The 19,668-nt window shown below is 73.3% G+C and carries 18 protein-coding genes; 10 read left to right on the top strand and 8 right to left on the bottom strand.

The window, feature by feature from the left end; translation table 11 throughout:
- Window positions 1–117: 117 nt before the first annotated feature.
- The 5 genes from ACFU5G_RS03985 to ACFU5G_RS03965 form a co-directional block, all read right to left on the bottom strand.
- Window positions 118–2,604: a hypothetical protein gene (locus tag ACFU5G_RS03985; RefSeq protein WP_377241014.1), complete on the bottom strand. Its 2,487-nt coding sequence runs from the start codon at window positions 2,602–2,604 to the stop codon at window positions 118–120.
- An 83-nt stretch (window positions 2,605–2,687) separates the two neighbouring features.
- Complete coding sequence (gene paaZ, locus ACFU5G_RS03980; protein WP_377241012.1) at window positions 2,688–4,763, bottom strand: phenylacetic acid degradation bifunctional protein PaaZ; 2,076 nt, start codon at window positions 4,761–4,763, stop codon at window positions 2,688–2,690.
- Between the two features lie 46 nt (window positions 4,764–4,809).
- Window positions 4,810–5,661 carry a 3-hydroxyacyl-CoA dehydrogenase family protein gene (locus ACFU5G_RS03975; protein WP_377241010.1) on the bottom strand — a complete coding sequence of 284 codons (852 nt, stop codon included), beginning with the start codon at window positions 5,659–5,661 and terminating at the stop codon, window positions 4,810–4,812.
- On the bottom strand, window positions 5,658–6,395 hold the full coding sequence (locus ACFU5G_RS03970) for an enoyl-CoA hydratase/isomerase family protein (protein WP_377241008.1): 738 nt from the start codon (window positions 6,393–6,395) through the stop codon (window positions 5,658–5,660). The genes ACFU5G_RS03975 and ACFU5G_RS03970 overlap by 4 nt, the downstream gene beginning before the upstream one ends.
- Before the next feature lie 129 nt (window positions 6,396–6,524).
- The gene (locus ACFU5G_RS03965) at window positions 6,525–7,169 is read right to left on the bottom strand and encodes a TetR/AcrR family transcriptional regulator (RefSeq protein ID WP_377241006.1); all 645 of its coding nucleotides are present in this window, start codon (window positions 7,167–7,169) and stop codon (window positions 6,525–6,527) included.
- 101 nt (window positions 7,170–7,270) lie between these two features.
- Between ACFU5G_RS03965 and paaA the strand changes: the two genes are divergently transcribed.
- Genes paaA through ACFU5G_RS03935 form a run of 6 tightly spaced genes read left to right on the top strand, consistent with a single transcriptional unit; the run spans window position 7,271 to window position 11,858 of the window.
- A complete protein-coding gene (paaA, locus tag ACFU5G_RS03960) occupies window positions 7,271–8,257 on the top strand; it encodes a 1,2-phenylacetyl-CoA epoxidase subunit PaaA (RefSeq protein WP_377241004.1) in 987 nt (328 codons plus the stop codon).
- Window positions 8,254–8,553: a 1,2-phenylacetyl-CoA epoxidase subunit PaaB gene (gene paaB / locus ACFU5G_RS03955; protein ID WP_377241002.1), complete on the top strand. Its 300-nt coding sequence runs from the start codon at window positions 8,254–8,256 to the stop codon at window positions 8,551–8,553. The genes paaA and paaB overlap by 4 nt, the downstream gene beginning before the upstream one ends.
- Before the next feature lie 53 nt (window positions 8,554–8,606).
- A complete protein-coding gene (gene paaC, locus ACFU5G_RS03950; RefSeq protein WP_377241000.1) occupies window positions 8,607–9,434 on the top strand; it encodes a 1,2-phenylacetyl-CoA epoxidase subunit PaaC in 828 nt (275 codons plus the stop codon).
- Window positions 9,434–9,961, top strand: coding sequence for a 1,2-phenylacetyl-CoA epoxidase subunit PaaD (gene paaD / locus ACFU5G_RS03945; RefSeq protein ID WP_377240998.1), 528 nt, complete (start codon window positions 9,434–9,436; stop codon window positions 9,959–9,961). The genes paaC and paaD overlap by 1 nt, the downstream gene beginning before the upstream one ends.
- Window positions 9,961–11,091, top strand: a complete 1,131-nt coding sequence (gene paaE, locus ACFU5G_RS03940; RefSeq protein WP_377240996.1) for a 1,2-phenylacetyl-CoA epoxidase subunit PaaE — start codon at window positions 9,961–9,963, stop codon at window positions 11,089–11,091. Before paaD ends, paaE begins: the two co-directional genes overlap by 1 nt.
- Entirely contained in the window at window positions 11,088–11,858 is a 771-nt protein-coding gene (locus ACFU5G_RS03935) for an enoyl-CoA hydratase/isomerase family protein (RefSeq protein ID WP_377240994.1), read from the top strand. Before paaE ends, ACFU5G_RS03935 begins: the two co-directional genes overlap by 4 nt.
- Before the next feature lie 113 nt (window positions 11,859–11,971).
- Here the strand turns inward: ACFU5G_RS03935 and ACFU5G_RS03930 are convergent, their stop codons facing one another.
- From ACFU5G_RS03930 to ACFU5G_RS03920, 3 genes are read right to left on the bottom strand one after another with little or no spacing between them, the layout of a single operon-like run.
- Window positions 11,972–13,399: a dihydrolipoamide acetyltransferase family protein gene (locus ACFU5G_RS03930; protein WP_377240992.1), complete on the bottom strand. Its 1,428-nt coding sequence runs from the start codon at window positions 13,397–13,399 to the stop codon at window positions 11,972–11,974.
- The gene (locus tag ACFU5G_RS03925; protein ID WP_377240990.1) at window positions 13,396–14,397 is read right to left on the bottom strand and encodes an alpha-ketoacid dehydrogenase subunit beta; all 1,002 of its coding nucleotides are present in this window, start codon (window positions 14,395–14,397) and stop codon (window positions 13,396–13,398) included. Before ACFU5G_RS03925 ends, ACFU5G_RS03930 begins: the two co-directional genes overlap by 4 nt.
- Window positions 14,397–15,548, bottom strand: coding sequence for a thiamine pyrophosphate-dependent dehydrogenase E1 component subunit alpha (locus ACFU5G_RS03920; protein WP_377240988.1), 1,152 nt, complete (start codon window positions 15,546–15,548; stop codon window positions 14,397–14,399). Before ACFU5G_RS03920 ends, ACFU5G_RS03925 begins: the two co-directional genes overlap by 1 nt.
- Before the next feature lie 116 nt (window positions 15,549–15,664).
- Between ACFU5G_RS03920 and ACFU5G_RS03915 the strand changes: the two genes are divergently transcribed.
- The 4 genes from ACFU5G_RS03915 to ACFU5G_RS03900 all read left to right on the top strand — a co-directional run bounded on the left by ACFU5G_RS03915 (window position 15,665) and on the right by ACFU5G_RS03900 (window position 19,638).
- Entirely contained in the window at window positions 15,665–16,147 is a 483-nt protein-coding gene (locus tag ACFU5G_RS03915) for an Lrp/AsnC family transcriptional regulator (protein ID WP_377240986.1), read from the top strand.
- 35 nt (window positions 16,148–16,182) lie between these two features.
- The gene (locus tag ACFU5G_RS03910) at window positions 16,183–17,187 is read left to right on the top strand and encodes a LacI family DNA-binding transcriptional regulator (protein ID WP_377240984.1); all 1,005 of its coding nucleotides are present in this window, start codon (window positions 16,183–16,185) and stop codon (window positions 17,185–17,187) included.
- Window positions 17,188–17,371: 184 nt separating this feature from the next.
- Window positions 17,372–18,541 (top strand): Gfo/Idh/MocA family protein, encoded by a 1,170-nt coding sequence (locus ACFU5G_RS03905; RefSeq protein ID WP_377240982.1) that lies wholly within the window; start codon window positions 17,372–17,374, stop codon window positions 18,539–18,541.
- Window positions 18,541–19,638, top strand: a complete 1,098-nt coding sequence (locus tag ACFU5G_RS03900) for a Gfo/Idh/MocA family protein (RefSeq protein WP_377240980.1) — start codon at window positions 18,541–18,543, stop codon at window positions 19,636–19,638. The genes ACFU5G_RS03905 and ACFU5G_RS03900 overlap by 1 nt, the downstream gene beginning before the upstream one ends.
- The last annotated feature ends 30 nt before the right edge of the window (window positions 19,639–19,668 follow it).

The raw sequence follows: 19,668 nt of genomic DNA, 5'->3' as shown, positions 1-19,668 counted from the left end.
CTGTCCGGGAAACGTCCCGTCGGCGTACAGATTCGCGCCGAAACCGCAGGTCATGGGCCCGCGGCACCACACAGTGGGGCCACGGGCCCAGAGCCCGGGAAGGTTTCACCCGCCCGCTCACGGCTGCTTGAACTTCACGGTCTTGGTGTCCGGGTCGTAGTCGTAGTTGCCCGTGAACCCCCAGTTGATCCAGCCGCCGTCGCCCTTGTTCTTCACCGTGCCCTGGTTGATCCCGATGACGTCCATCCCGTCGACGGTGGCCAGGTGCACGAACCCGAACAGGCCGCTGAAGTTGAAGTTGCCGAAGTCCTTGACCACCAGGATGTTCTTGTCCGGGAACGCCGCGGAGTACTCGTCCAGCAGCGAGTGCACCCGCTCGGCCCGGTCGCCCGGCACGTCGCCGTCGTAGTCGGTGCCGGGGTAGGTGCCCTCGGTGAACTTGGGCGACTTGTTGTCCACGTACTCGGTGCCGATGTCGTGGCTCTGCGGCCCCATCTGCGTGGGCGGGTCCGAGAAGTCGTCGCTGTAGTAGGCGGGCGGCTGCTCGAAGTCCTTGGCCTTGCACTGCGGCGCCGGCGAGACCTTCTGCTTGTTGCCGTCCACGTCGGTCACCTCGAACGACGACTCCGACAGGATCTGCTCCTCGTCCACCGAGGTGAACGACACCTTGAACAGGTCGAGCCCCTGCCACGTCAGCCCGCCGCTGCCGCCCTCGGTCGAGCGGGTGGCGTCGTAGGTGAGCTCCCGGACGTTGGCGTAGTCCTCGGCGGCCTCGAACAGCTCGCCGCCCTCCTCGTCCTGCCCGTTGATCTCGACGTCGTCCTTGACCAGGTTGCCCTCCTTGTCCCGGGGGAACACCTCGTCGATCTTCGGGCCGAGCTTCTCGCGCAGCTCCGGGTACTGGTTGAAGTCGATGATCAGCTCGCGCTTGGAGATGGTCCCCTCCTCCTCGGAGCTGCTGTAGCCGCCGTTCACCGCGAAGCCGTACGGCAGCGCCACGGACAGGTCGATGCCGGCCTTGGCCAGGGTGCGCATCACCTGGTCGTCCATCGAGATGATCAGCTTGGAGAGCTTGCCCTCCTTGTCCCAGGCCGCCGTCGTGCTGGTGGTGCCCTTCCACTCCATGCCCACCGAGCCCGAGCCGGACCCCGAGCCGGAGCTGGTCTCCTTGCCGTCCTTGTCCTTCGTGAACGGCTTCTTGCCGCCCAGCGACGCCCCGATCAGGAACCCCCCGATGTCGGACGACGTGTAGGTGGCCGTGCGGCTGCCGTCCGACCAGCGCCGGTCCTCGACCTGGACCTCGCCCTCGTAGCCGCCCTCGACGCTGCCCGTCAGGGAGAACGGCCCGTTCTTGCCCGTCAGGCTGAGGCCGCCCTTGAGCTTCACCTTCTTGATGTCGCTGTCCGCCTCGGCCAGCTCGTGGTGCTCGGGCTCCTCGTCCTGGAGGTCCTGCACGTCGCCGATGTCGGGCATGTGGTCGGGCGGCGGCGGGCAGTAGCTCATGTTCGGCGGGCAGTTGCGGCCGCCGCCGCTGTAGACGATGGACTTGGCCAGGTCGTAGCGCTTGTACCAGTTGATCCAGTCCTGGGCCTTCTGCATGTCCGTGAACTCGTACGTCTTGTCGGTCCCGTACCCGGTGATGCCGGCGATGTCGAAGCTGACCGGCGAGCCGCCCACGTCGCTGCCGCTCACGCCGGCGCCCACCTCCACCCCGGTCAGGATGTGGATGCGGATGCGCCCGTCGCCCAGCTTCTCGATGAGCGTGCCGTTGCTGTCGCCCCACCGGAAGAACAGGAACTGGATCTCGGAGCTGTCCACGTGCCCCGTGGCCTGGACCACGCAGGTCGGCTCCATCGACTTGTACTTCTCGGTGATGCAGTTGGCCAGCTCCCCGGAGCGCGCGGCCCGCTCCTTGCCCGGCTCGGCGTCCTTGTAGGCGGCCCACTCGGCCTCGCAGCCCTTCGGCACCGGGTACTCGCGGCAGCCCACCTGCACCTTCGGCGGCGCGTCCTCGTCGAACTCCTCGCTGGTGGGCATCGTGTTGACGCACGACTCGTCGTTCGGGTCGTCCTTGGGCTCGCCCCGGCCGTCGAGCACGCAGTCGACGAAGTCCTGGATCTCGCTCTCCAGGTACACCTGGTCCTCGGTGTCCCGGTCCAGGTGCCCGTCCGGCATGTTGGCGGAGAAGCAGATGGTGGGGCCGGGATACCAGACGCAGTCGATCTGCACGACGGCGGTGTCCCACTGGGAGTCGGGCCTGTCCACGAAGTCGAAGGTGACGTCGTCCTCGCAGTCGCCCGACGGCGGGCTGTAGTCGTCGCCGGGGCTCGGGGCGTCGCCCGGCTCCCCGGGGCCGCCGTCGTCGTCGACGCAGTTCTCGGCGCCCTCCTCCTTGACGATGGGGTCGACCGCGCACAGCCACTGCTCGCCGATGTCCGCGGCCACCGGGGTGGCAGCGGCGAACACGATGCCGACGATCAGCAGCAGGAGGCCGATCACCGCGACGTACTCGGTGAGCGCCTGCCCGGCCTCGCGCCCGGGACGGCGGGTGCGCGGCGGCACCCCTGCCCGACGGCTCGCGTTCACCCCGGCGTCACTGGTCATTCATTCACGGTATGGACCAGCCGGGTAGAGGACGACGGCCCGGCGGCCCAACCGTGCGCCCAAAAACCTCTGGGCCCGGGGGCCTACTCCTTGGCCACCAGCGTCAGCACGTCGTAGGTCGCCACCTGCTCGTCGCGCTGGTTGGTGAGCACGGCGTCCCAGCGCACCTCGCCGTACTCCTCGTCCTCGCGCGGCGTGATCTGGGCCGCCGTCAGCCGCACGCGGATCGTGTCCCCGGGCGAGACCGGGGTGAGGAACCGCAGGTTCTCCAGGCCGTAGTTCGCCAGCACCGGGCCGGGCGCGGGGTCCACGAACAGGCCCGCCGCGAACGACACGAGCAGGTACCCGTGCGCCACCCGCCCCGGGAAGAACGGGTTGGCCGCGGCCGCCTCCTCGTCGGTGTGGGCGTAGAACGTGTCGCCCGTGAAGTCGGCGAAGTGCGTGATGTCGTCGAGCGTGACCTCGCGCGGCTCGGACTCGACGGCGTCGCCGATCCGCAGCTCCGCGAGCGACCGGCGGAAGGGGTGCCCCGCGTCGGTGCGCGACGGCGCGCCCGCCCGCCAGCGGCCGGTCAGCCCCGTCAGCGCGGCGGGCGTGCCCTGCACCGCGGTGCGCTGCATGTAGTGCTCGACGGCGCGGACGCCGCCCAGCTCCTCACCCCCGCCGGCGCGGCCCGGGCCGCCGTGCACCAGGTGCGGCACCGGCGAGCCGTGGCCGGTGGAGGACCGCGCGTCGTCGCGGTCGAGTACCAGCACACGACCGTGTAGCGGAGCGATACCCGTCACGAGGTGCCGCACCACCTCGGGGTCGGCGGACGCGACGGTGGCCACGAGCGAGCCGCCGCCCAGGTTCGCCAGCCGGACGGCGTCGTCCAGGTCGCGGTAGCCGAGCACCGACGCGACCGGGCCGAAGGCCTCGACGTCGTGCACGGCGGGCGCGTCGGGGTCGGCGAACCGCAGCAGCAGGGGCGCGACGAACGCGCCGTCGGGCGCGGGCGCCCGGGTGCCGTCGGCGTGCACCACCTCGGGCTCGGCGAGGTCGCCGACCACGATCTGCCCGCCGCCCGCGACGAGCTCGCGGACGCTGCGCAGCACCTCCGCCTTCTGCGCGGCGCTCGCCAGGGCGCCCATCGTGACACCCTCGGCCCGCGGGTCGCCCACGACGACGCGCTGCGCGATCCGCTCGCGCACGGCCTCGATCACAGCGTCCTCGCGGTCGGCCGGGACGATCACCCGGCGGATCGCGGTGCACTTCTGCCCGGCCTTCACGGTCATCTCGGTGACCACGGACGCGACGAACGCCGTGAACTCCGGGCTCCCCGGCTCCGCGTCGGGGCCGAGCAGGGCGGCGTTCAGCGAGTCCGTCTCGGCGGTGAGGTGCACGCCCCGGCGGATCACGGCGTCGTCGACCGCGAGCACGCGCGCCGTGGAGGCCGAGCCGGTGAAGCCCACGGCGTCGCGCACGTCCAGGAAGTCCAGGAACCCGCGGGCCGGGCCGCTGACGAGCTGGAGCGAGCCTTCGGGGAGGATGCTCGAGTCCACGATCGCGCGCACCGCGGCCTCGGCGAGATATGCCGTGGCCGACGCGGGCTTGACGATCGTGGGCACCCCCGCGAGGAAGGCCGGCGCGAACTTCTCCAGCATGCCCCACACGGGGAAGTTGAAGGCGTTGACCTGGAAGGCGACGCCCGGGCGACGCAGCCGCACGTGCTGGCCGCCGAACGAGCCGTCGCGCGACAGGTTCTCCGGCGGCCCGTCCACCAGCACCTGCGCGTTGGGCAGCTCCCGGCGCCCCTTGGACCCGTAGGTGAACAGCACGCCGATGCCGCCGTCGATGTCGACCGCGCTGTCCCGCACGGTCGCGCCCGTGCGCAGGCTCACCTCGTACAGGCCGTCCTTGACGCCGGTCAGGTGCTGCGCCAGCCGCTTGAGCAGGAGCGCCCGCTGGTGGAACGTCAGCGCGCCGAGCGCCGCCTGGCCGACGGTCCGGCCGTACTCGACGACGGCCCCGAGGTCGATCCCGCCGGCGGCGACCGACACGATCGGCTCGCCGGTCGCGGCGTCGCGCACCACCTGCCCGTCGCCGTCCGACGGCGGGCGCTGCCACGCCCCGAGGACGTAGCTGTCGAGCTGGCGAACCGGGGTCTCCGTCGCGGTCATGACGCTTCCTCTCCATTGTCCGAACGTGTCTCGTGCTCAGGCGATGTCACTCGTCCCACGTGAAGAACCCCTGACCGGTCTTGCGCCCCAGGTGCCCCTGGGCGACCATCTCGCGCAGCAGCGGCGGTACGGCGAACCGCTCCCCCAGCTCGCGCTCCAGGTGCTCCGCGATGCCGAGCCGCACGTCGAGGCCGACCAGGTCGGTCAGCCGCAGCGGCCCGACCGGGAACCGGTAGCCGCGCACCATCGCGGCGTCGATGTCGTCGGGCGTGGCGACGCCCTCCTCGACCATGCGGATCGCCTCCAGCGCGATCACCACGCCCAGGCGCGAGCTCGCGAAGCCCGGGGAGTCGGACACGACGATCGACGTCTTGCCGAGCGCGGCCACCCAGGCGGCGGCCTCCTCGACGAGCACCGGGACGGTGTCCGTGCCGCGCACGATCTCCACGAGCGCGGACGAGGGCACCGGGTTGAAGAAGTGCAGCCCGACGAAGCGCTCGGGCCGCTCCAGGTGGCCCGCGAGCACGTCGACGGACAGCGAGGAGGTGTTGCTCGCCAGCCAGGTGACCGGCGAGACCACCCGTTCGACCCGGGCCAGCACGTCGGCCTTGGTCGCGAGGTCCTCGGGCACGGCCTCGACCACGAGGCCCGCGGGGCCGAGGTCCGCGACGGCGGTGGTCACGCTCGCCCGCTCCAGCAGCTCGGCCGCGGTGCGCGGGGTGGACCCCCGCTCGACGCTGGCGGTCACGACCCGCTCCAGCGCCGCGCGCGCCCGGGCCGCGGCCTCGGCGTCCCGCTCGACGACGACCACGTGGGCGCCCGCGAGCAGGAAGGCGTGGGCGATCCCGGCGCCCATCCGGCCGCCGCCCACCACGCCGATGGTCCGCGGCAGCGTCATGGCTTCCTCCGGTCCAGGAAGGCGGTCATCCGCTCGTGCTTCGCAGGCGACTCGAACAGCACGGACTGCGCGAGGTCGTCGACCTCGGGGTGCGCCGCCCGCGGGGCGCGAAAGGCCCGCTTGGTGAAGCGCACCGCCGTCGGGTCCTGCTCGGCGATGCGGTCCGCGAGCAGGTCGGCCGCCTTCAGCAGGTCCGACGGCGCGTGGACGGCGCTGACCAGGCCGGCCGCCAGGGCCTCGGCAGCGTCGAGCACGCGGCCGGCGAGCAGGATCTCCAGCGCGAGCGTCTCGCCGACGAGCTCCCGCAGCCGCCAGGTGGCGCCCGCGGCGGCCATGATGCCGAGCCCCACCTCGGGCTGGCCGAACCGCGCGTTCTCGCCGGCGAGCCGGAAGTCCGCGGCGTAGGCCAGCTCGGCGCCGCCGCCCAGCGCCCAGCCGTCGACGGCGGCGATCACCGGCATGGGCAGCGCCGCGATCCGCACGAACAGCCGCGAGTTGATGCCGGCGAGCGCGTCGTCGCGGCCGCGCTCGCGCAGCTCCGCGATGTCGGCCCCGGCGGCGAAGACGCGCTCCGTCCCGGACAGGACCAGGATGCGCGGGGTGGCCTCCAGCTCGGCGCAGACCTCGTGCAGCTCGTCGACCATCGCCCGATCGATGGCGTTGCGCACCTCGGGCCGGTCGAGCCGGACATGCAGGCGGTCCGCGCGGTCCTCCACGCGCCGCAGTGCTGGCATGGCCTCATCACCTTGGGTCGCACCGGCGTAGCGTCGATGCGCTACTTACTGACCGTTCGTTCTGTAGATGGCAGCATGGCACGCGCACGGTCCTGGTTCAAGAGCGCACCGCCGGGGGCGGCGGGTGGGCTAGGCGCGCAGTCCCTCGAACGCCATGGCGACGACGGCGTCGGCGAGCTGGTCGGCGGTGAGCCCGCCGCCGGGGCGGTACCACTCGACCAGGGAGTTGACCATGCCGAAGAGCAGCCGGGTCGCGGTGCGCGGGTCGACGTCGGAGCGCAGGGCGCCGTCCGCGACGGCCTCCTCGACCAGGCGCGCCACCGCGTGGTCGAACTCGCGGCGGCGCGCGAGCGCCTCGCGCTCGATCTCGGTGTTCCCGCGCAGCCGGAGCAGGAGCGTCACGAAGGGCAGCTCCTCGACCAGCACCCGCACGGCGCCGCGGATGACACGTTCGAGGCGGTCCAGGGCGGTGGCGTCGGCGTCGGGCGTCGCCTCGCCCGCGTCGGGCTCCTCCAGGAGCCGCTCCAGGTTGCCGAGCGCGCGCTCCAGCGCGAGCCGCAGCAGCTCCTGCTTGCCGCTGACGTGGTAGTAGATCGCGGACTTGCTGGTGCCGAGGCGCTCCGCGAGCGTGCCCATCGACGTGGCGTCGTACCCACGCTCGTTGAACGCCTGCACGGCGACGGCCAGCACCGCGTCCAGGTCGTAGGCCACGCGCCCGGCGCGCCCGTTGCCGCCGCGTCGGGCGGGTGCGGGGGCGTCTGCCGGTTGATCCATGCGAGCCAACCTAACCGACCGGGAGGCCGTTGCCGCCGCGCCCACCCCGGTGCTAGCCTGACTGAACGATCGGTAAGTAGGACTCCAGCGCAGGAGGCGGCATGCCCGCAGAAGACCCGCCCACGGCTGATCCCGCGGCCGCCGCACGTGAGGCCGCGCGGCTCGCGGCGTTCGACGCCCTCATCGCCGAGGACAAGCGGATCGAGCCCACCGACTGGATGCCCCCGGCGTACCGCAAGGCGCTGGTGCGGCAGATGTCGCAGCACGCGCACTCCGAGATCATCGGCATGCAGCCCGAGGGCAACTGGATCACGCGCGCGCCCAGCCTCAAGCGCAAGGCGATCCTCATGGCCAAGGTGCAGGACGAGGCCGGGCACGGGCTCTACCTCTACTCGGCGGCCGAGACGCTCGGCACCACCCGCGACGAGATGCTCGACGCGCTGCACTCCGGCAAGGCCAAGTACTCCTCGATCTTCAACTACCTCGCGCCGTCCTGGGCCGACATGGGCTCGATCGGCTGGCTGGTGGACGGCGCCGCGATCGCCAACCAGGTGCCGCTGTGCCGCGCGTCCTACGGCCCGTACGGGCGGGCGATGGTGCGCATCTGCAAGGAGGAGTCGTTCCATCAGCGGCAGGGCTTCGAGATCCTGCTGGCGCTGATGAACGGCACCGACGAGCAGCAGGCCATGGCGCAGGAGTCGGTGAACCGCTGGTACGCGCCGGCACTGATGATGTTCGGCCCGCCCGACGCCGAGTCGCCCAACTCGCGGCAGAGCATGGCGTGGAAGATCAAGCGCTTCTCCAACGACGAGCTGCGCCAGCGGTTCGTCGACATGATCGTGCCCCAGGCCGAGATCCTCGGGATCACGCTGCCGGACCCGGACCTGCGCTGGAACGAGGAGCGGGGCCACCACGACTTCGGCGAGCTCGACTGGGCCGAGTTCCAGGACGTGTTGCACGGGAACGGGCAGGCCAACTCGCTGCGCCTGGCCAGGCGCCGGGCCGCCCACGCCGAGGGCGAGTGGGTCCGGGAGGCCGCCCGGGCGTACGCCGAGCGCACCGCGACGAACGAACGGATCGCCTCATGACCGAGGAACGACGTCGGGAGACCTGGCCCCTGTGGGAGGTGTTCGTGCGCTCGTCGCGCGGCCTGTCCCACGTGCACGCCGGGTCGCTGCACGCACCGGACGCCGAGCTGGCCGTGCGCAACGCCCGCGACCTCTACACCCGCCGCAGCGAGGGCGTCTCGATCTGGGTCGTGCCCGCCGCCGCGATCACGGCGTCCGACCCCGACGCGAAGGACGCCTACTTCGAGTCGCCGCGCGGGAAGGACTTCCGGCACGCGACCTACTACACGGCCTCCCAGGCCGTGCCGCACCTCTGAGTCCAGTACCGCCGGTCCAGATCCAGTACCCGCCCGACGCTCGATGGAGAGCCATGCCGAACCCGCCCCAGCCCTCGTCCACGGTCCTCACGCCCGAGGCGATCGCCGCCTCCGTGGCCGAGCAGGACAGCCCGGTCCGCGCCGCCGACGACGTCGCGCGGTACGCGCTCGGCCTGGGCGACGACGCCCTGGTGCTCGCGCAGCGCCTGGGCTCGTGGATCGCGAGCGCCCCGGAGCTGGAGGAGGACGTCGCGCTCGGGAACATCGCGCTCGACACGCTCGGGCACGCCCGGAGCCTGCTGACCTACGCCGGCTCGGCGTGGGACCAGACGGAGGACGACCTGGCGTACTTCCGGGACGAGGCCGACTTCCGGTGCCGGCAGATCTTCGAGCGGCCGAACGGCGACTTCGCGTGCACGATCGTGCGCCAGCTCGTGGTGTCCGCGTACTTCACGGCGCTGTACCGCGGCCTGGTGCACAGCGCCGACGCGACGCTGGCGGCGATCGCGGCCAAGGCCGTGAAGGAGGTGGCGTACCACCTCGACCACGCCACGCTGTGGACGGTCCGCCTCGCGCTCGGCACCGAGGAGTCGCGCCGGCGGACGCTGGCAGGGCTGGAGGCGGTCTGGCCCTTCGTGGACGAGCTGTTCGCCGCCGACCCGGCGGCCGACGCGGTGCCCGGGGCCGCCGTGGCGCCGGCCGGACTGCGCGAGCCGTTCGACGCCCTGGTGCTCCCGGTGCTCGCGCGCGCCGAGCTGGAGGTCCCGGCCGCGCCCGCGCTGCGCGGCGGCGGCCGGCTCGGCGTGCACTCCGAGGCGCTGGGCCCCCTGCTCGCGGAGATGCAGGTGCTGGCCCGCCGGCATCCGGGGGCGGTGTGGTGATGGGCGCCGTCGGCGGTCCCGTCGAGCAGGTCGCCCGGCCCCGCCCGGCGGCGGGTCCCGAGCGGGCCGCTTGGGACGTCGCCGCTGCCGTGACCGACCCCGAGGTGCCGGTGCTGTCCATCGAGGACCTGGGCGTGCTGCGCGGCGTGCGCTTCGTGGACGGGGCGCCGGTCGTGGACATCACGCCCACCTACTCGGGCTGCCCCGCCGTCGACGCGATCCGGGACGACGTCGTGGTCGCGCTCGCCGAGCACGGGTTCCCGGGCGCCAGCGTGAACGTGGTGCTCTCCCCCGCGTGGACGACCGACTGGATGAGCGACGCCGGCCGGCGCAAGCTCGCCGAGTTCGGCATCGCGCCCCCGGCGCGGCGCGCGGGCGGCGTCGTCTCGCTGGACCTGGGCATCCGGTGCCCCCGGTGCGGGTCGCTGCACACGCGCGAGCTGACGCGGTTCGGCTCGACGTCGTGCAAGGCGCTGTGGGTGTGCCGGCGCTGCGAGGAGCCCTTCGACCACTTCAAGGAGCACTGATGCCGCTCGCCGACGCGCCCGTGCCGGCCGCGCCCGCGCGGCGCCGGGCCCGGTTCCACCCGCTCACCGTGGCCGCCGTACGGCCGCTGACGGCCGACGCCGTCGAGGTGACGTTCGAGATCCCCGACGAGCTGGCCGAGGCGTACACCTACGCGCCGGGGCAGTACATCGCCGTCCGCGCCCGGGTGGCGGGCGAGGAGGTGCGCCGCACCTACTCGATCTGCCAGGCGCCGGTGGCCGGGTCGCTCAAGGTGGGCATCAAGCGCGACATGGGCGGGCTGTTCTCGCCGTGGGCGATCGACCACCTCGCGCCCGGGATGACGCTGGACGTGATGAGCCCCGAGGGCCTGTTCGTGTCGCACCGTCCGCCAGGTACCGGTGGGCGCGTGGTCGGCATCGCGGCGGGCTCCGGCATCACCCCGATGATGTCGCTGGTGGAGCACACGCTGGGCTCCGCGCCCGACAGCACGTTCGACCTGGTCTACTCCAACCGGACCACCACGGACACGATGTTCGTGGACGAGCTCGCCGACCTCAAGGACCGCTACCCCGCCCGGCTGGCCCTGCACCACGTGCTCACCCGCGAGCGCCGGGGTGCCGAGTTGCTGTCGGGCCGGCTCGACGCCGAGCGGCTGCGCCGCATCATGACGTCCCTGATCGGGCCCGACGACGTGGACGAGTGGTTCCTGTGCGGGCCGTTCGAGGTGGTGCAGGCCTGCCGCGCCGTGCTGACGGACCTGGGCGTGCCGCCGGAGCGCGTGCGGCACGAGCTGTTCACCACGGGCCGCCCCGACCGGCCGACGGCGCCCCGGGGCGTCCCGCCAGCCGGGGGCGCGCCGGACGAGGAGTCGCACTCGATCTCGTTCCGCCTCGACAGCACGACGGCGACCGTGACCACCCCCGCCGGGGCGCGCGAGAGCGTGCTCAACGCGGCACTGAGGGTGCGCGGCGACGTGCCGTTCGCGTGTGCGGGCGGCGTGTGCGGCACGTGCCGGGCCAAACTGGTCTCGGGCACGGTCGAGATGGCGGAGAACTACGCCCTCGAACCCGAGGAGCTGGCCCGCGGGTACGTGCTGACCTGTCAAGCGATCCCCACCAGCAAGGAGATCTCCGTGGACTACGACTCATGATCACGCTGACCGTCAAGGACGACGTCGCGGAAGTGGTGCTCGACGCCCCCGGCAGGCTGAACGCCCTGGACGAGGGCGCGCTGGCCGAGCTCGACGACGCCTACCGCGAGGCCGAGGCGGCCGGGGTGCGGGCGCTGCTGCTGCGGGGCGAGGGCCGGGCGTTCTGCGCGGGCCGGGACATCTCCGCCGTCGACCCGGGCACGGACGACGCCCTGGGCTACCTGCGCAACCGGGTGACCCCGCTGCTCTGGCGCATGGCCGCGTTCCCGGCGCCGACCTTCGCGGCGGCGCACGGCGCGTGCCTGGGCGTGGGCCTGGGCCTGCTGATCGCCACCGACGTCGTCTACGTGGCCGACGACGCGAAGATCGGCTCGCCGTTCGCCAACCTCGGGGCCACGCTCGACTCGGGCGGGCACGCGCTGTTCTTCGACCGCCTGGGCGCGCACCGCACGCTCGACCTGGTCTACACGGGCGAGCTGATGAGCGGGGCCGAGGCGGTAGCCGCCGGGCTGTTCTCCCGGGCGGTGCCGGGGCCGGAGCTGCTCGACTTCACGCGGACCCGGGTGGAGCGGGTGGCACAGGGGCCGACCAGCGCGTTCCTGGCCTCGAAGCGCCTGGTCACGGAGCTGCGCGACGAGCGCGTGGCGTTCTGGGCGGCGGTGGCGCACGAGAACGAGGCCCAGGGCACCCTGAGCGAGACGGGCGACTACCAGGAGGGCTTCGCCGCCTTCCAGGAGAAGCGCCCGCCCCGCTTCACGGGCAGCTGACCCGGCGGGCCCACCGGGGCCCACGGACTGACTCTCGTTCAGCAGGCCGCGGGCGACCACCAGCCCTCCGGTGGCGGTCGCCCGCTGCCTGCTGAACGCGGCTCAGTACGGCGTCAGAGGCGGACCAGCGCCGGGAGCGGGTCCTCGATCGCGTCCGCGACCTGGCGCATGAAGCCTGCCGCCGTCGCCCCGTCGCAGACCCGGTGGTCGAAGACGAAGGACATCTGGGTGATCTTGCGCGGCACGATCTGGCCGTCCACTACCCACGGCCGGTCGATGACGCGGCCGAACCCCAGGATCGCGACCTGGGGATGGTTGATGATCGCGGCGCTGCCGTCGACGCCGAGGCTGCCGTAGTTGTTCAGCGTGAACGTGCCGGCGGCCAGCTCCTCGGGCGTGGCCCGGCCCGTGCGGGCGCGCGCGGTGAGGTCACGCAGGGCCGCGTCGAGCTCACGCGTGGTCAGCGCGTCGGCGCCGAGCACGGCCGGGGCGACCAGACCGGCCTCGCCCTGGACGGCGATGCCGAGGTTGACCGTGTCGGACACGACGATCTCGTCGCGCTCGGCGTCGAACCGTGCGTTGAGCACGGGGTGGTCGGCCAGGGCGGACACGACGAACCGGGCGATGTGGGCCAGCAGCCCCGGGCCGGGATCGTCGGGCCGGCGGGTGGCCTCGCGCAGGTCCCAGAGGGCGGTCGCGTCGACGTCGACCCAGACCGTCGCCTCGGGGATCTCGGCCCGGCTGCGGGAGAGCACCCGGGACGCCGCGCGCCGGAAGCCGCCGAGCGGGATGCGGTGCTCGCCAGGGACGTCGGGGGCGCCGGATGTGGTCTCGGCCGAGAGCCCGATCGGGGCCGACGCCGCCCGGGCGCGGTCGATCGCGGCACGCACGTCGGACCGGGTGACGGTGCCGCCCGCGCCCGTCGGCGGGATCGCGCGCAGGTCGAGCCCGGCCTCGCGGGCCAGCCGCCGCACGATCGGGGAGATCACGCGCACGGGACGGCTGTCGTGGCCCTCGCCGGAGGCGACGGCGCCGTCGCCGGCGGCGAGCGCGGCCGGGGCCACGGCGAGCGGCTCGGCCGGAGCTGCCAGCGCGAGCGCCGGCGCAGCCAATGGCGCGGGCCGCACCCCGCGGGGCCGACGCCGCCGTCCCGCCCCGGGATGCGCCGACGTCCCGTACCCGACCAGCACGTTCCCGGACCCGGCCTGCTCCTCGGTGCGATACGCCTCGGCGGCGGGATCCGGCGTCGGCGCGACAGGATCCGGCGGCGGCTCCGGCTCCTCCGCGCCCACCGCCGCGATCGTGATCAGCGGCCGCCCCACCTCGACGCACTCCCCCTCGGCGGCGTGCAGCACGCCCACCCGCCCGGCGTACGGGCACGGCACCTCGACCACGGACTTGGCCGTCTCGACCTCGACCACCGGCTGGTCGACGGCGACGACGTCCCCCGCGGCGACCAGCCACTGCACCACCTCGGCCTCGGTGAGCCCCTCGCCGAGGTCGGGCAGCAGGAACGTCTGCTCGGTCGCGGTGGCCCTCATGCGTCCTCCCACTGCAGGTCGTCGACGGCGTCGAGGATCCGGTCCACGGACGGGAGCTGGAGGTGCTCCAGCTTGGGCGGCGGGTACGGGATGTCGAACCCGGTGACGCGGCGCACCGGCGCCGCGAGCGAGTGGAAGCAGCGCTCGCTCACCCGGGCCGCGATCTCGGAGGCGACGCTGGCGAACCCGGCGGCCTCGGCGATCACCACGGCGCGGCCGGTCGACTCGACGGCCGCGCAGACCGTGGCGTCGTCGAACGGCACGATCGAGCGCAGGTCCACCACCTGGAGGCTGCGGCCGTCGCGCGCGGCCGCCTCGGCGGCCTCCAGCGCCACCGGTACGGACGGGCCGTACGCGACGAGGGTGGCGTCGGTGCCCTCGCGGCGCACCACGGCCGTGCCGATGCCCGGCTCGCCACCCCGGAAGGAGACCTCGCCCTTGGCCCAGTAGAGCTTCTTGGGTTCGAGGAAGACCACCGGGTCCGGCGAGGCGGTCGCCGCGCGCAGCAGCCGGTAGGCGTCCGCGGGGTTCGACGGCGCCACGACGTGCAGCCCGGGCGTGTGCGCGTAGTAGGACTCGGACGAGTCGCTGTGGTGCTCGACGCCGCCCACGCCACCGGCGTACGGGACCCGGATGACCAGGGGCAGCTCGACGCGGCCGCGGGTCCGGTTCCGCATCTTGGCGATGTGGCTCACGACCTGCTCGAACGCGGGGTACGCGAACGCGTCGAACTGCATCTCGATCACGGGCCGCATGCCGTTCATCGCCAGGCCCACGGCGAACCCCGCGATCCCGGCCTCGGCCAGCGGGGTGTCGAAGCAGCGGTCCTCGCCGAACTCGGCGGTGAGCCCGTCGGTGACCCGGAAGACCCCGCCGAGCGCGCCGACGTCCTCGCCGAGCACGAGCACCGTCGGGTCCTCGGTCATGGCGTCCCGCAGCGCGCGGTTGATCGCCTGGGCCGTGCTGAGCGTCTCGTGCTCCACCGTCGTGCTGGTCATCAGCGGGCCTCCGCTCGGTTCGGCGCGTCCGCGCCGGGCGTGTCGGTGCCGGGCTCGTCGGAGCCCGGCTCGTCCCGGCTCAGCTCGTCCCTGACCTGCGCGAGCTGCTCCGCGAGCTGCGGCGTCGGGCGGGAGTAGACGTGGGCGAACAGGTCCGCCGGGTCCGGGACGACGTCGACGTTGATGCCGTCCCGGGTGTGCCGCGCGAGCCGGTCGGCGGCGTCGGCGTGCGCGGCGGCCCTGGCGTCGTCGAGCAGGCCCTCCGCGCGCAGGTAGGCGTCCAGCCGCAGCAGCGGGTCGCGGTCCGCCCAGGCCGCGACCTCGTCGTCGGTGCGGTAGCGGGTCGCGTCGTCGGCGTTGGTGTGGGCCTGCATGCGGTAGGTGCGGCCCTCGACGAGCTGTGGTCCCGCCCCGGACCGTGCCCGCTCGACCGCCGCGGACAGCACGGACAGCAGCGCCGCGAGGTCGTTGCCGTCGACCAGCTCGCCGGGCACGCCGTAGCCCACGCCCTTGTGCGCCAGCGAGGGCGCGGCGCTCTGCCGGGACAGCGGCACCGAGATCGCGTACTGGTTGTTCTGCACGAAGAACACGACCGGCGCCCGGAAGACGGCGGCGAAGTTCAGCGCCTCGTGGAAGTCGCCCTCGCTGGTGGCGCCGTCGCCGCACATCGCGAGCACCACGGTGGACTCCCCGCGCAGCCGCCCGGCGTGCGCCACCCCCACGGCGTGCGGGAGCTGCGTGGCCAGCGGCGTCGCCAGGGGTGCCACGCGGCGCTCGTACGGGTCGTAGCCCGAGTGCCAGTCGCCCTTGAGCAGCCCGAGCACCTCGACCGGGTCGACGCCGCGGGCGACGGCGGCCGCGGTGTCCCGGTACGTGGGGAAGAGCCAGTCCCCGTCGTCGAGCACCTGCGCGGCGGCGACCTGGCACGCCTCCTGCCCGTAGGAGGAGGGGTACACCGCCAGCCTGCCCTGCCGCACCAGCACCGAGGACTGCTCGTTGAAACGGCGGGCCGCGACCATGCCCGCGAGGCCCCTGACCAGCTCGTCCGCCGTGGGCAGCGCTGCCCCGTCGCCGGCGGTCGGCCGGCCCTCCGGATCGAGCAGCATGACCGGCTCCCGGGTAGGGAGCATGAGATCTACGTCACTCACCATGTAGATATACTGGTCAAACTTCCATTCGGATTCCATCAACGGCGAGGATCCGAGAACCTGTCCAGTCATGGCTGGGTAACGCGATCCAAATGTCCAGCGCGGAAGGGGCTGAGGGCGTGGCAGCGAGACAAGTGGCAGGAGGCCTCGACGACGTCGACCAGCGCATCGTCGACGAGCTGCGCGCGGACGGCCGGATGTCCATGCGCGCGCTGGCCGAGAAGCTGCACATCTCGCGCGCGAACGCCTATGCCCGGGTGCAGCGGCTGGAGGCCAGCGGGGTGATCCGCGGCTACCGCGCGGACATCGACCCGGTGCTGGCCGGGCTGGGCACGTCGGCCTACGTGACGGTCAACCTGCGGCAGTCGGAGTGGCGCTCGGTCCGCGAGGCGCTGCGCACCCTACGGGGTGTCGAGCACATCGGCCTGGTCGGCGGGGAGTTCGACCTCGTGCTGCTGGTCCGCGCCCGCGACAACGCCGACCTGCGGCACCTGATCCTGGACCAGATCCAGGGCATGAACGGCATCGAGAACACGCACACGCTGCTCGTGTTCGAGGAGCCGGTCCCGGCCGGCCCGCCGCCGGCCGCGCGGGCGAGCTGATGCGGCGGGCGGCGGCCAGAGGGGACACTGTGTCGATGTCAGCCCGCCAGCCCACCAGCCACGACGTCGCGCGCGCCGCCGGTGTGTCGCAGTCGACGGTCTCCTACGCCCTGTCCGGCAAGGGCACGATCGCCCCCCGCACCCGCGAGCACGTGCTGGCGGTCGCCGCGTCGATGGGCTACCGGCCCAACCTCGCCGCGCGGTCGATGCGCACCCAGCGCTCGGGCCGGCTGGCCGTCGTCACCGGCGTGACCGTGGACAACCGGCTGCGCATGCTCACCGGCGCCGCCGAGGTCGCGGCCGAGGCGGGCTACGCCGTGGACACCCACAGCGTGGACGGGACCGCCGAGGCGCGCACCGAGCGCGTCGTCGACCTGGCCCGGGGCGGCCAGGTCGAGGGCGTGCTGACGTTCCTCCCGGTAGTCCCCGAGGCGCTCCACCTCGACGACGACGCCGCGCCCGTCGTGGCCGAGCCCGCCCTCGACGAGCAGCTGCGCACCACCGGCGAGCTGGCCGACGCCGGCCTGCTCGGCACCGTGATCGCGGCCCTCGTCGATGCCGGCCACCGCCGGTTCCTGCACGTGGCCGGGCCCGAGCGCTTCGCGTCGGCGCGCTCGCGCCGTGACGTCTACCTCGCCGAGGTCGAGCGGCACGGTGTGGAGTCGCTCGGGGTGGTGGGTGGCGTCTGGTCCCCGGAGGCCGGTCGCGACGCCGTGCTCGCCCTGCCCGACGACGCGCCACCGCTCGCCGTGATCGCCGCCAACGACTACGTGGCGCTCGGCGTGCTGCGCGGGGCGGCGGAGCGCGGCTGGTCCGTGCCGGGCGACCTGGTGGTCACCGGCTGGGACGACGCCGACTTCAGCGCGTACACGATGCCGTCGCTCACGACGATCCCGGTGGACTTCGTCGAGGCCGGCCGGCGCGCGATGCGCCGGCTGGTCGCCGCAGTCCGCGACGAGGAGACGCCGCCGCCGACCGCCCCGCTGCAGCGGGTGGTGTGGCGGGAGTCGACGGGCGTGCTGCCGCATCCCGCGGCCTGAGCCCGCCGCGCGTTCTCACCCCGCCGGCCGGCACCTGCCGGGCGACCCGCCCTTGACATCCCGCGCACCGGACATGACGATGATGAACCGTCGCATCATACGTATGATGCGATGTGCGACGCCGCACCGCCTCCGCGCGACCGGCGCCGTGCCGTCGTCGTCCAGGACGCCAACCGGAGGAAGCATGCTCAAGATCGGCATCGTCGGGACCGGCGGTATCGCCGGTGCGCACGCCGAGGGATACCGTCGCTTCGCGCAGGAGTGCGAGGTGGTCGCGGTCTGCGACATCGTCCCGGGCAAGGCCGCGGAGCAGCGCGCCCGGCTGCAGGTGCCCGAGGCGCGGGCCTACGAGAGCATCGAGGAGCTGCTGGCCGCCGAGCCGGACCTCGACCTGGTGAGCATCACGACGCCGCCGTCGACCCACGCGGAGCTGACGATCACGGCGCTGCGCGCCGGCGTCGACGTGCTGGTCGAGAAGCCGATGGCGCCCTCGCTGGAGGAGTGCGACGCGATGATCGCGGCCGCCGCCGAGCACGACCGCGTGCTGTCCGTGGTGGCGCAGAACCGGTTCCGCGACGACATGGCCACCCTCAAGGAGGTGCTGGACTCGGGCCTCGCCGGGCCCGTCTCGCACGTCCAGGTGAACTCGGCGTGGTGGCGCGGCACGGCGTACTACGACCTGTGGTGGCGCGGCACGTGGGAGTCGGAGGGCGGCGGCTGCACGCTGAACCACGCGATCCACCACCTCGACCTGACCCAGTGGATGCTCGGCGCCCCGCGCGCCGTGACCGCCGTCCTCACCAACGCCGCGCACGAGAACGCCGAGGTCGAGGACCTCTCCGTGGCGGTGCTGCAGTACGACCGCGCCCTGGCCGAGGTGACCAGCTCGGTGGTGCACCACGGCGAGGAGCAGGCGATCGTGGTGCAGGGCCGCGACGCGCGCGTCTCGCAGCCGTGGAAGGTGGTGGCCTCGGCTGCCTCGCCCAACGGCTTCCCGTCACCCGACGGCAACCCCGAGCGCGTGGCGAAGATCGAGGCCCTGGCCGCGGCCCGGCAGCCGCTGGCCCACCTGGGGCACAACGGCCAGATCGGTGACACGCTCGAAGCGGTGCGGGACCGCCGCGTCCCCGCGGTCACCGGTGCCGACGGCCGCCGCGCCGTCGAGCTGGTCACCGCGATCTACCAGGCGGGCATCGAGCGCCGCACCGTCGACCTGCCGCTGCGGCCCGACGACCCCTACTACCGCACGGGGACGCTGGTGGCACGGGCGCCACACTTCTTCGAGAAGACCGCGTCGGTGGGCGACCTGCCCGGCGCGATCACGGTCGGCAGCAGCAACCAGGAGGCAAACTGATGAACGCGACCAGCGGCGCCAACTACGCGCCCGAGCCGGTACCGGACCCCGTGGTGAGCGCGGGCGACTTCCCGTTCGCGGCGGTGCGGCTCGACCACGGCCACATCTACGGCATGGCCGAGGGCCTCCAGGCCGCTGGCGGCACCGTGAAGTGGGTGTACGACCCGGACCCGGCGAAGGTGGAGGCGTTCCGCGCCAAGTTCCCCGACGTGCGCGTCGCGCGCAGCGAGGACGAGGTGTTCGACGACGACGAGGTGCGGCTGGTCGCCGGCGCCGCCGTCACGTCGGAGCGCGCCGCCCTCGGCCTGCGCGCCATCGAGGCCGGCAAGGACTACTTCACGGACAAGGCTCCGCTGACCACGCTGGACCAGCTCGCCGCGGCCCGCGAGGCCACCGCTCGGACGGGGCGCAAGTACGCCGTCTACTACTCCGAGCGCATCCACGTCGAGGCGGCGGTCCTGGCCGACCAGCTCGTCGAGCGCGGGTCGATCGGCCGCGTGCTGCAGGTGATGGGCCTGGGCCCGCACCGCCTCGGCACCGGCCGCCCCGACTGGTTCTTCGAGAAGGACAGGTACGGCGGCATCCTGTGCGACATCGGCAGCCACAACTTCGAGCAGATGCTGCACTACGCGGGCGCCAAGGACGCGACGGTGACGCACGCGGCCATCGCCAACTACAACCACCCGGAGCACCCGGAGCTGGACGACTTCGGCGAGGCCAACATCGCCATGGACAACGGCGCCGCGGGCTACTGCCGCGTCGACTGGTTCACGCCGGACGGCCTGCGGACCTGGGGTGACGGCCGCACGTTCATCCTGGGCACCGAGGGCTACATCGAGCTGCGCAAGTACACGAACGTCGCCACGGACGAGGGCCCCGGCCACGTGTTCCTGGTCAACGGCGAGGGCGAGCACCACCTCGTCGCGAAGGGCAACGTGGGCTACCCGTACTTCGGCCGGCTCATCCTCGACTGCCTGGAGCGCACCGAGAACGCGATGACCCAGGAGCACGCGTTCAAGGCCGCGGAGCTGAGCGTCCAGGCGCAGCAGCTGGCCCGGGTGCTCACGCCCGCGGGCGAGGGCGCGGGCATCGCCTGAGCCGAGCGGGCCGGGCCCGGTCTCCGGGCC

The organism is Promicromonospora sp. NPDC057488, assembly GCF_042802395.1.
Lineage (GTDB): Bacteria > Actinomycetota > Actinomycetes > Actinomycetales > Cellulomonadaceae > Promicromonospora.
This window is presented reverse-complemented; position numbering and strand designations above follow the sequence as displayed.

Excerpts from the sequence above, each read along its gene's own strand:
- ACFU5G_RS03900 (WP_377240980.1), top strand. The coding sequence starts at position 18,541 with ATGAACGCGACCAGCGGCGCCAACTACGCGCCCGAGCCGGTACCGGAC.
- paaE (WP_377240996.1), top strand. The coding sequence starts at position 9,961 with ATGCCGCTCGCCGACGCGCCCGTGCCGGCCGCGCCCGCGCGGCGCCGG.
- ACFU5G_RS03910 (WP_377240984.1), top strand. The coding sequence starts at position 16,183 with ATGTCAGCCCGCCAGCCCACCAGCCACGACGTCGCGCGCGCCGCCGGT.
- ACFU5G_RS03970 (WP_377241008.1), bottom strand. The coding sequence starts at position 6,395 with ATGCCAGCACTGCGGCGCGTGGAGGACCGCGCGGACCGCCTGCATGTC.
- ACFU5G_RS03985 (WP_377241014.1), bottom strand. The coding sequence starts at position 2,604 with ATGACCAGTGACGCCGGGGTGAACGCGAGCCGTCGGGCAGGGGTGCCG.
- ACFU5G_RS03920 (WP_377240988.1), bottom strand. The coding sequence starts at position 15,548 with ATGGTGAGTGACGTAGATCTCATGCTCCCTACCCGGGAGCCGGTCATG.
- paaD (WP_377240998.1), top strand. The coding sequence starts at position 9,434 with ATGGGCGCCGTCGGCGGTCCCGTCGAGCAGGTCGCCCGGCCCCGCCCG.
- paaZ (WP_377241012.1), bottom strand. The coding sequence starts at position 4,763 with ATGACCGCGACGGAGACCCCGGTTCGCCAGCTCGACAGCTACGTCCTC.
- ACFU5G_RS03975 (WP_377241010.1), bottom strand. The coding sequence starts at position 5,661 with ATGACGCTGCCGCGGACCATCGGCGTGGTGGGCGGCGGCCGGATGGGC.
- paaA (WP_377241004.1), top strand. The coding sequence starts at position 7,271 with ATGCCCGCAGAAGACCCGCCCACGGCTGATCCCGCGGCCGCCGCACGT.
- ACFU5G_RS03925 (WP_377240990.1), bottom strand. The coding sequence starts at position 14,397 with ATGACCAGCACGACGGTGGAGCACGAGACGCTCAGCACGGCCCAGGCG.
- ACFU5G_RS03930 (WP_377240992.1), bottom strand. The coding sequence starts at position 13,399 with ATGAGGGCCACCGCGACCGAGCAGACGTTCCTGCTGCCCGACCTCGGC.
- ACFU5G_RS03965 (WP_377241006.1), bottom strand. The coding sequence starts at position 7,169 with ATGGATCAACCGGCAGACGCCCCCGCACCCGCCCGACGCGGCGGCAAC.
- paaC (WP_377241000.1), top strand. The coding sequence starts at position 8,607 with ATGCCGAACCCGCCCCAGCCCTCGTCCACGGTCCTCACGCCCGAGGCG.
- ACFU5G_RS03935 (WP_377240994.1), top strand. The coding sequence starts at position 11,088 with ATGATCACGCTGACCGTCAAGGACGACGTCGCGGAAGTGGTGCTCGAC.
- ACFU5G_RS03905 (WP_377240982.1), top strand. The coding sequence starts at position 17,372 with ATGCTCAAGATCGGCATCGTCGGGACCGGCGGTATCGCCGGTGCGCAC.
- paaB (WP_377241002.1), top strand. The coding sequence starts at position 8,254 with ATGACCGAGGAACGACGTCGGGAGACCTGGCCCCTGTGGGAGGTGTTC.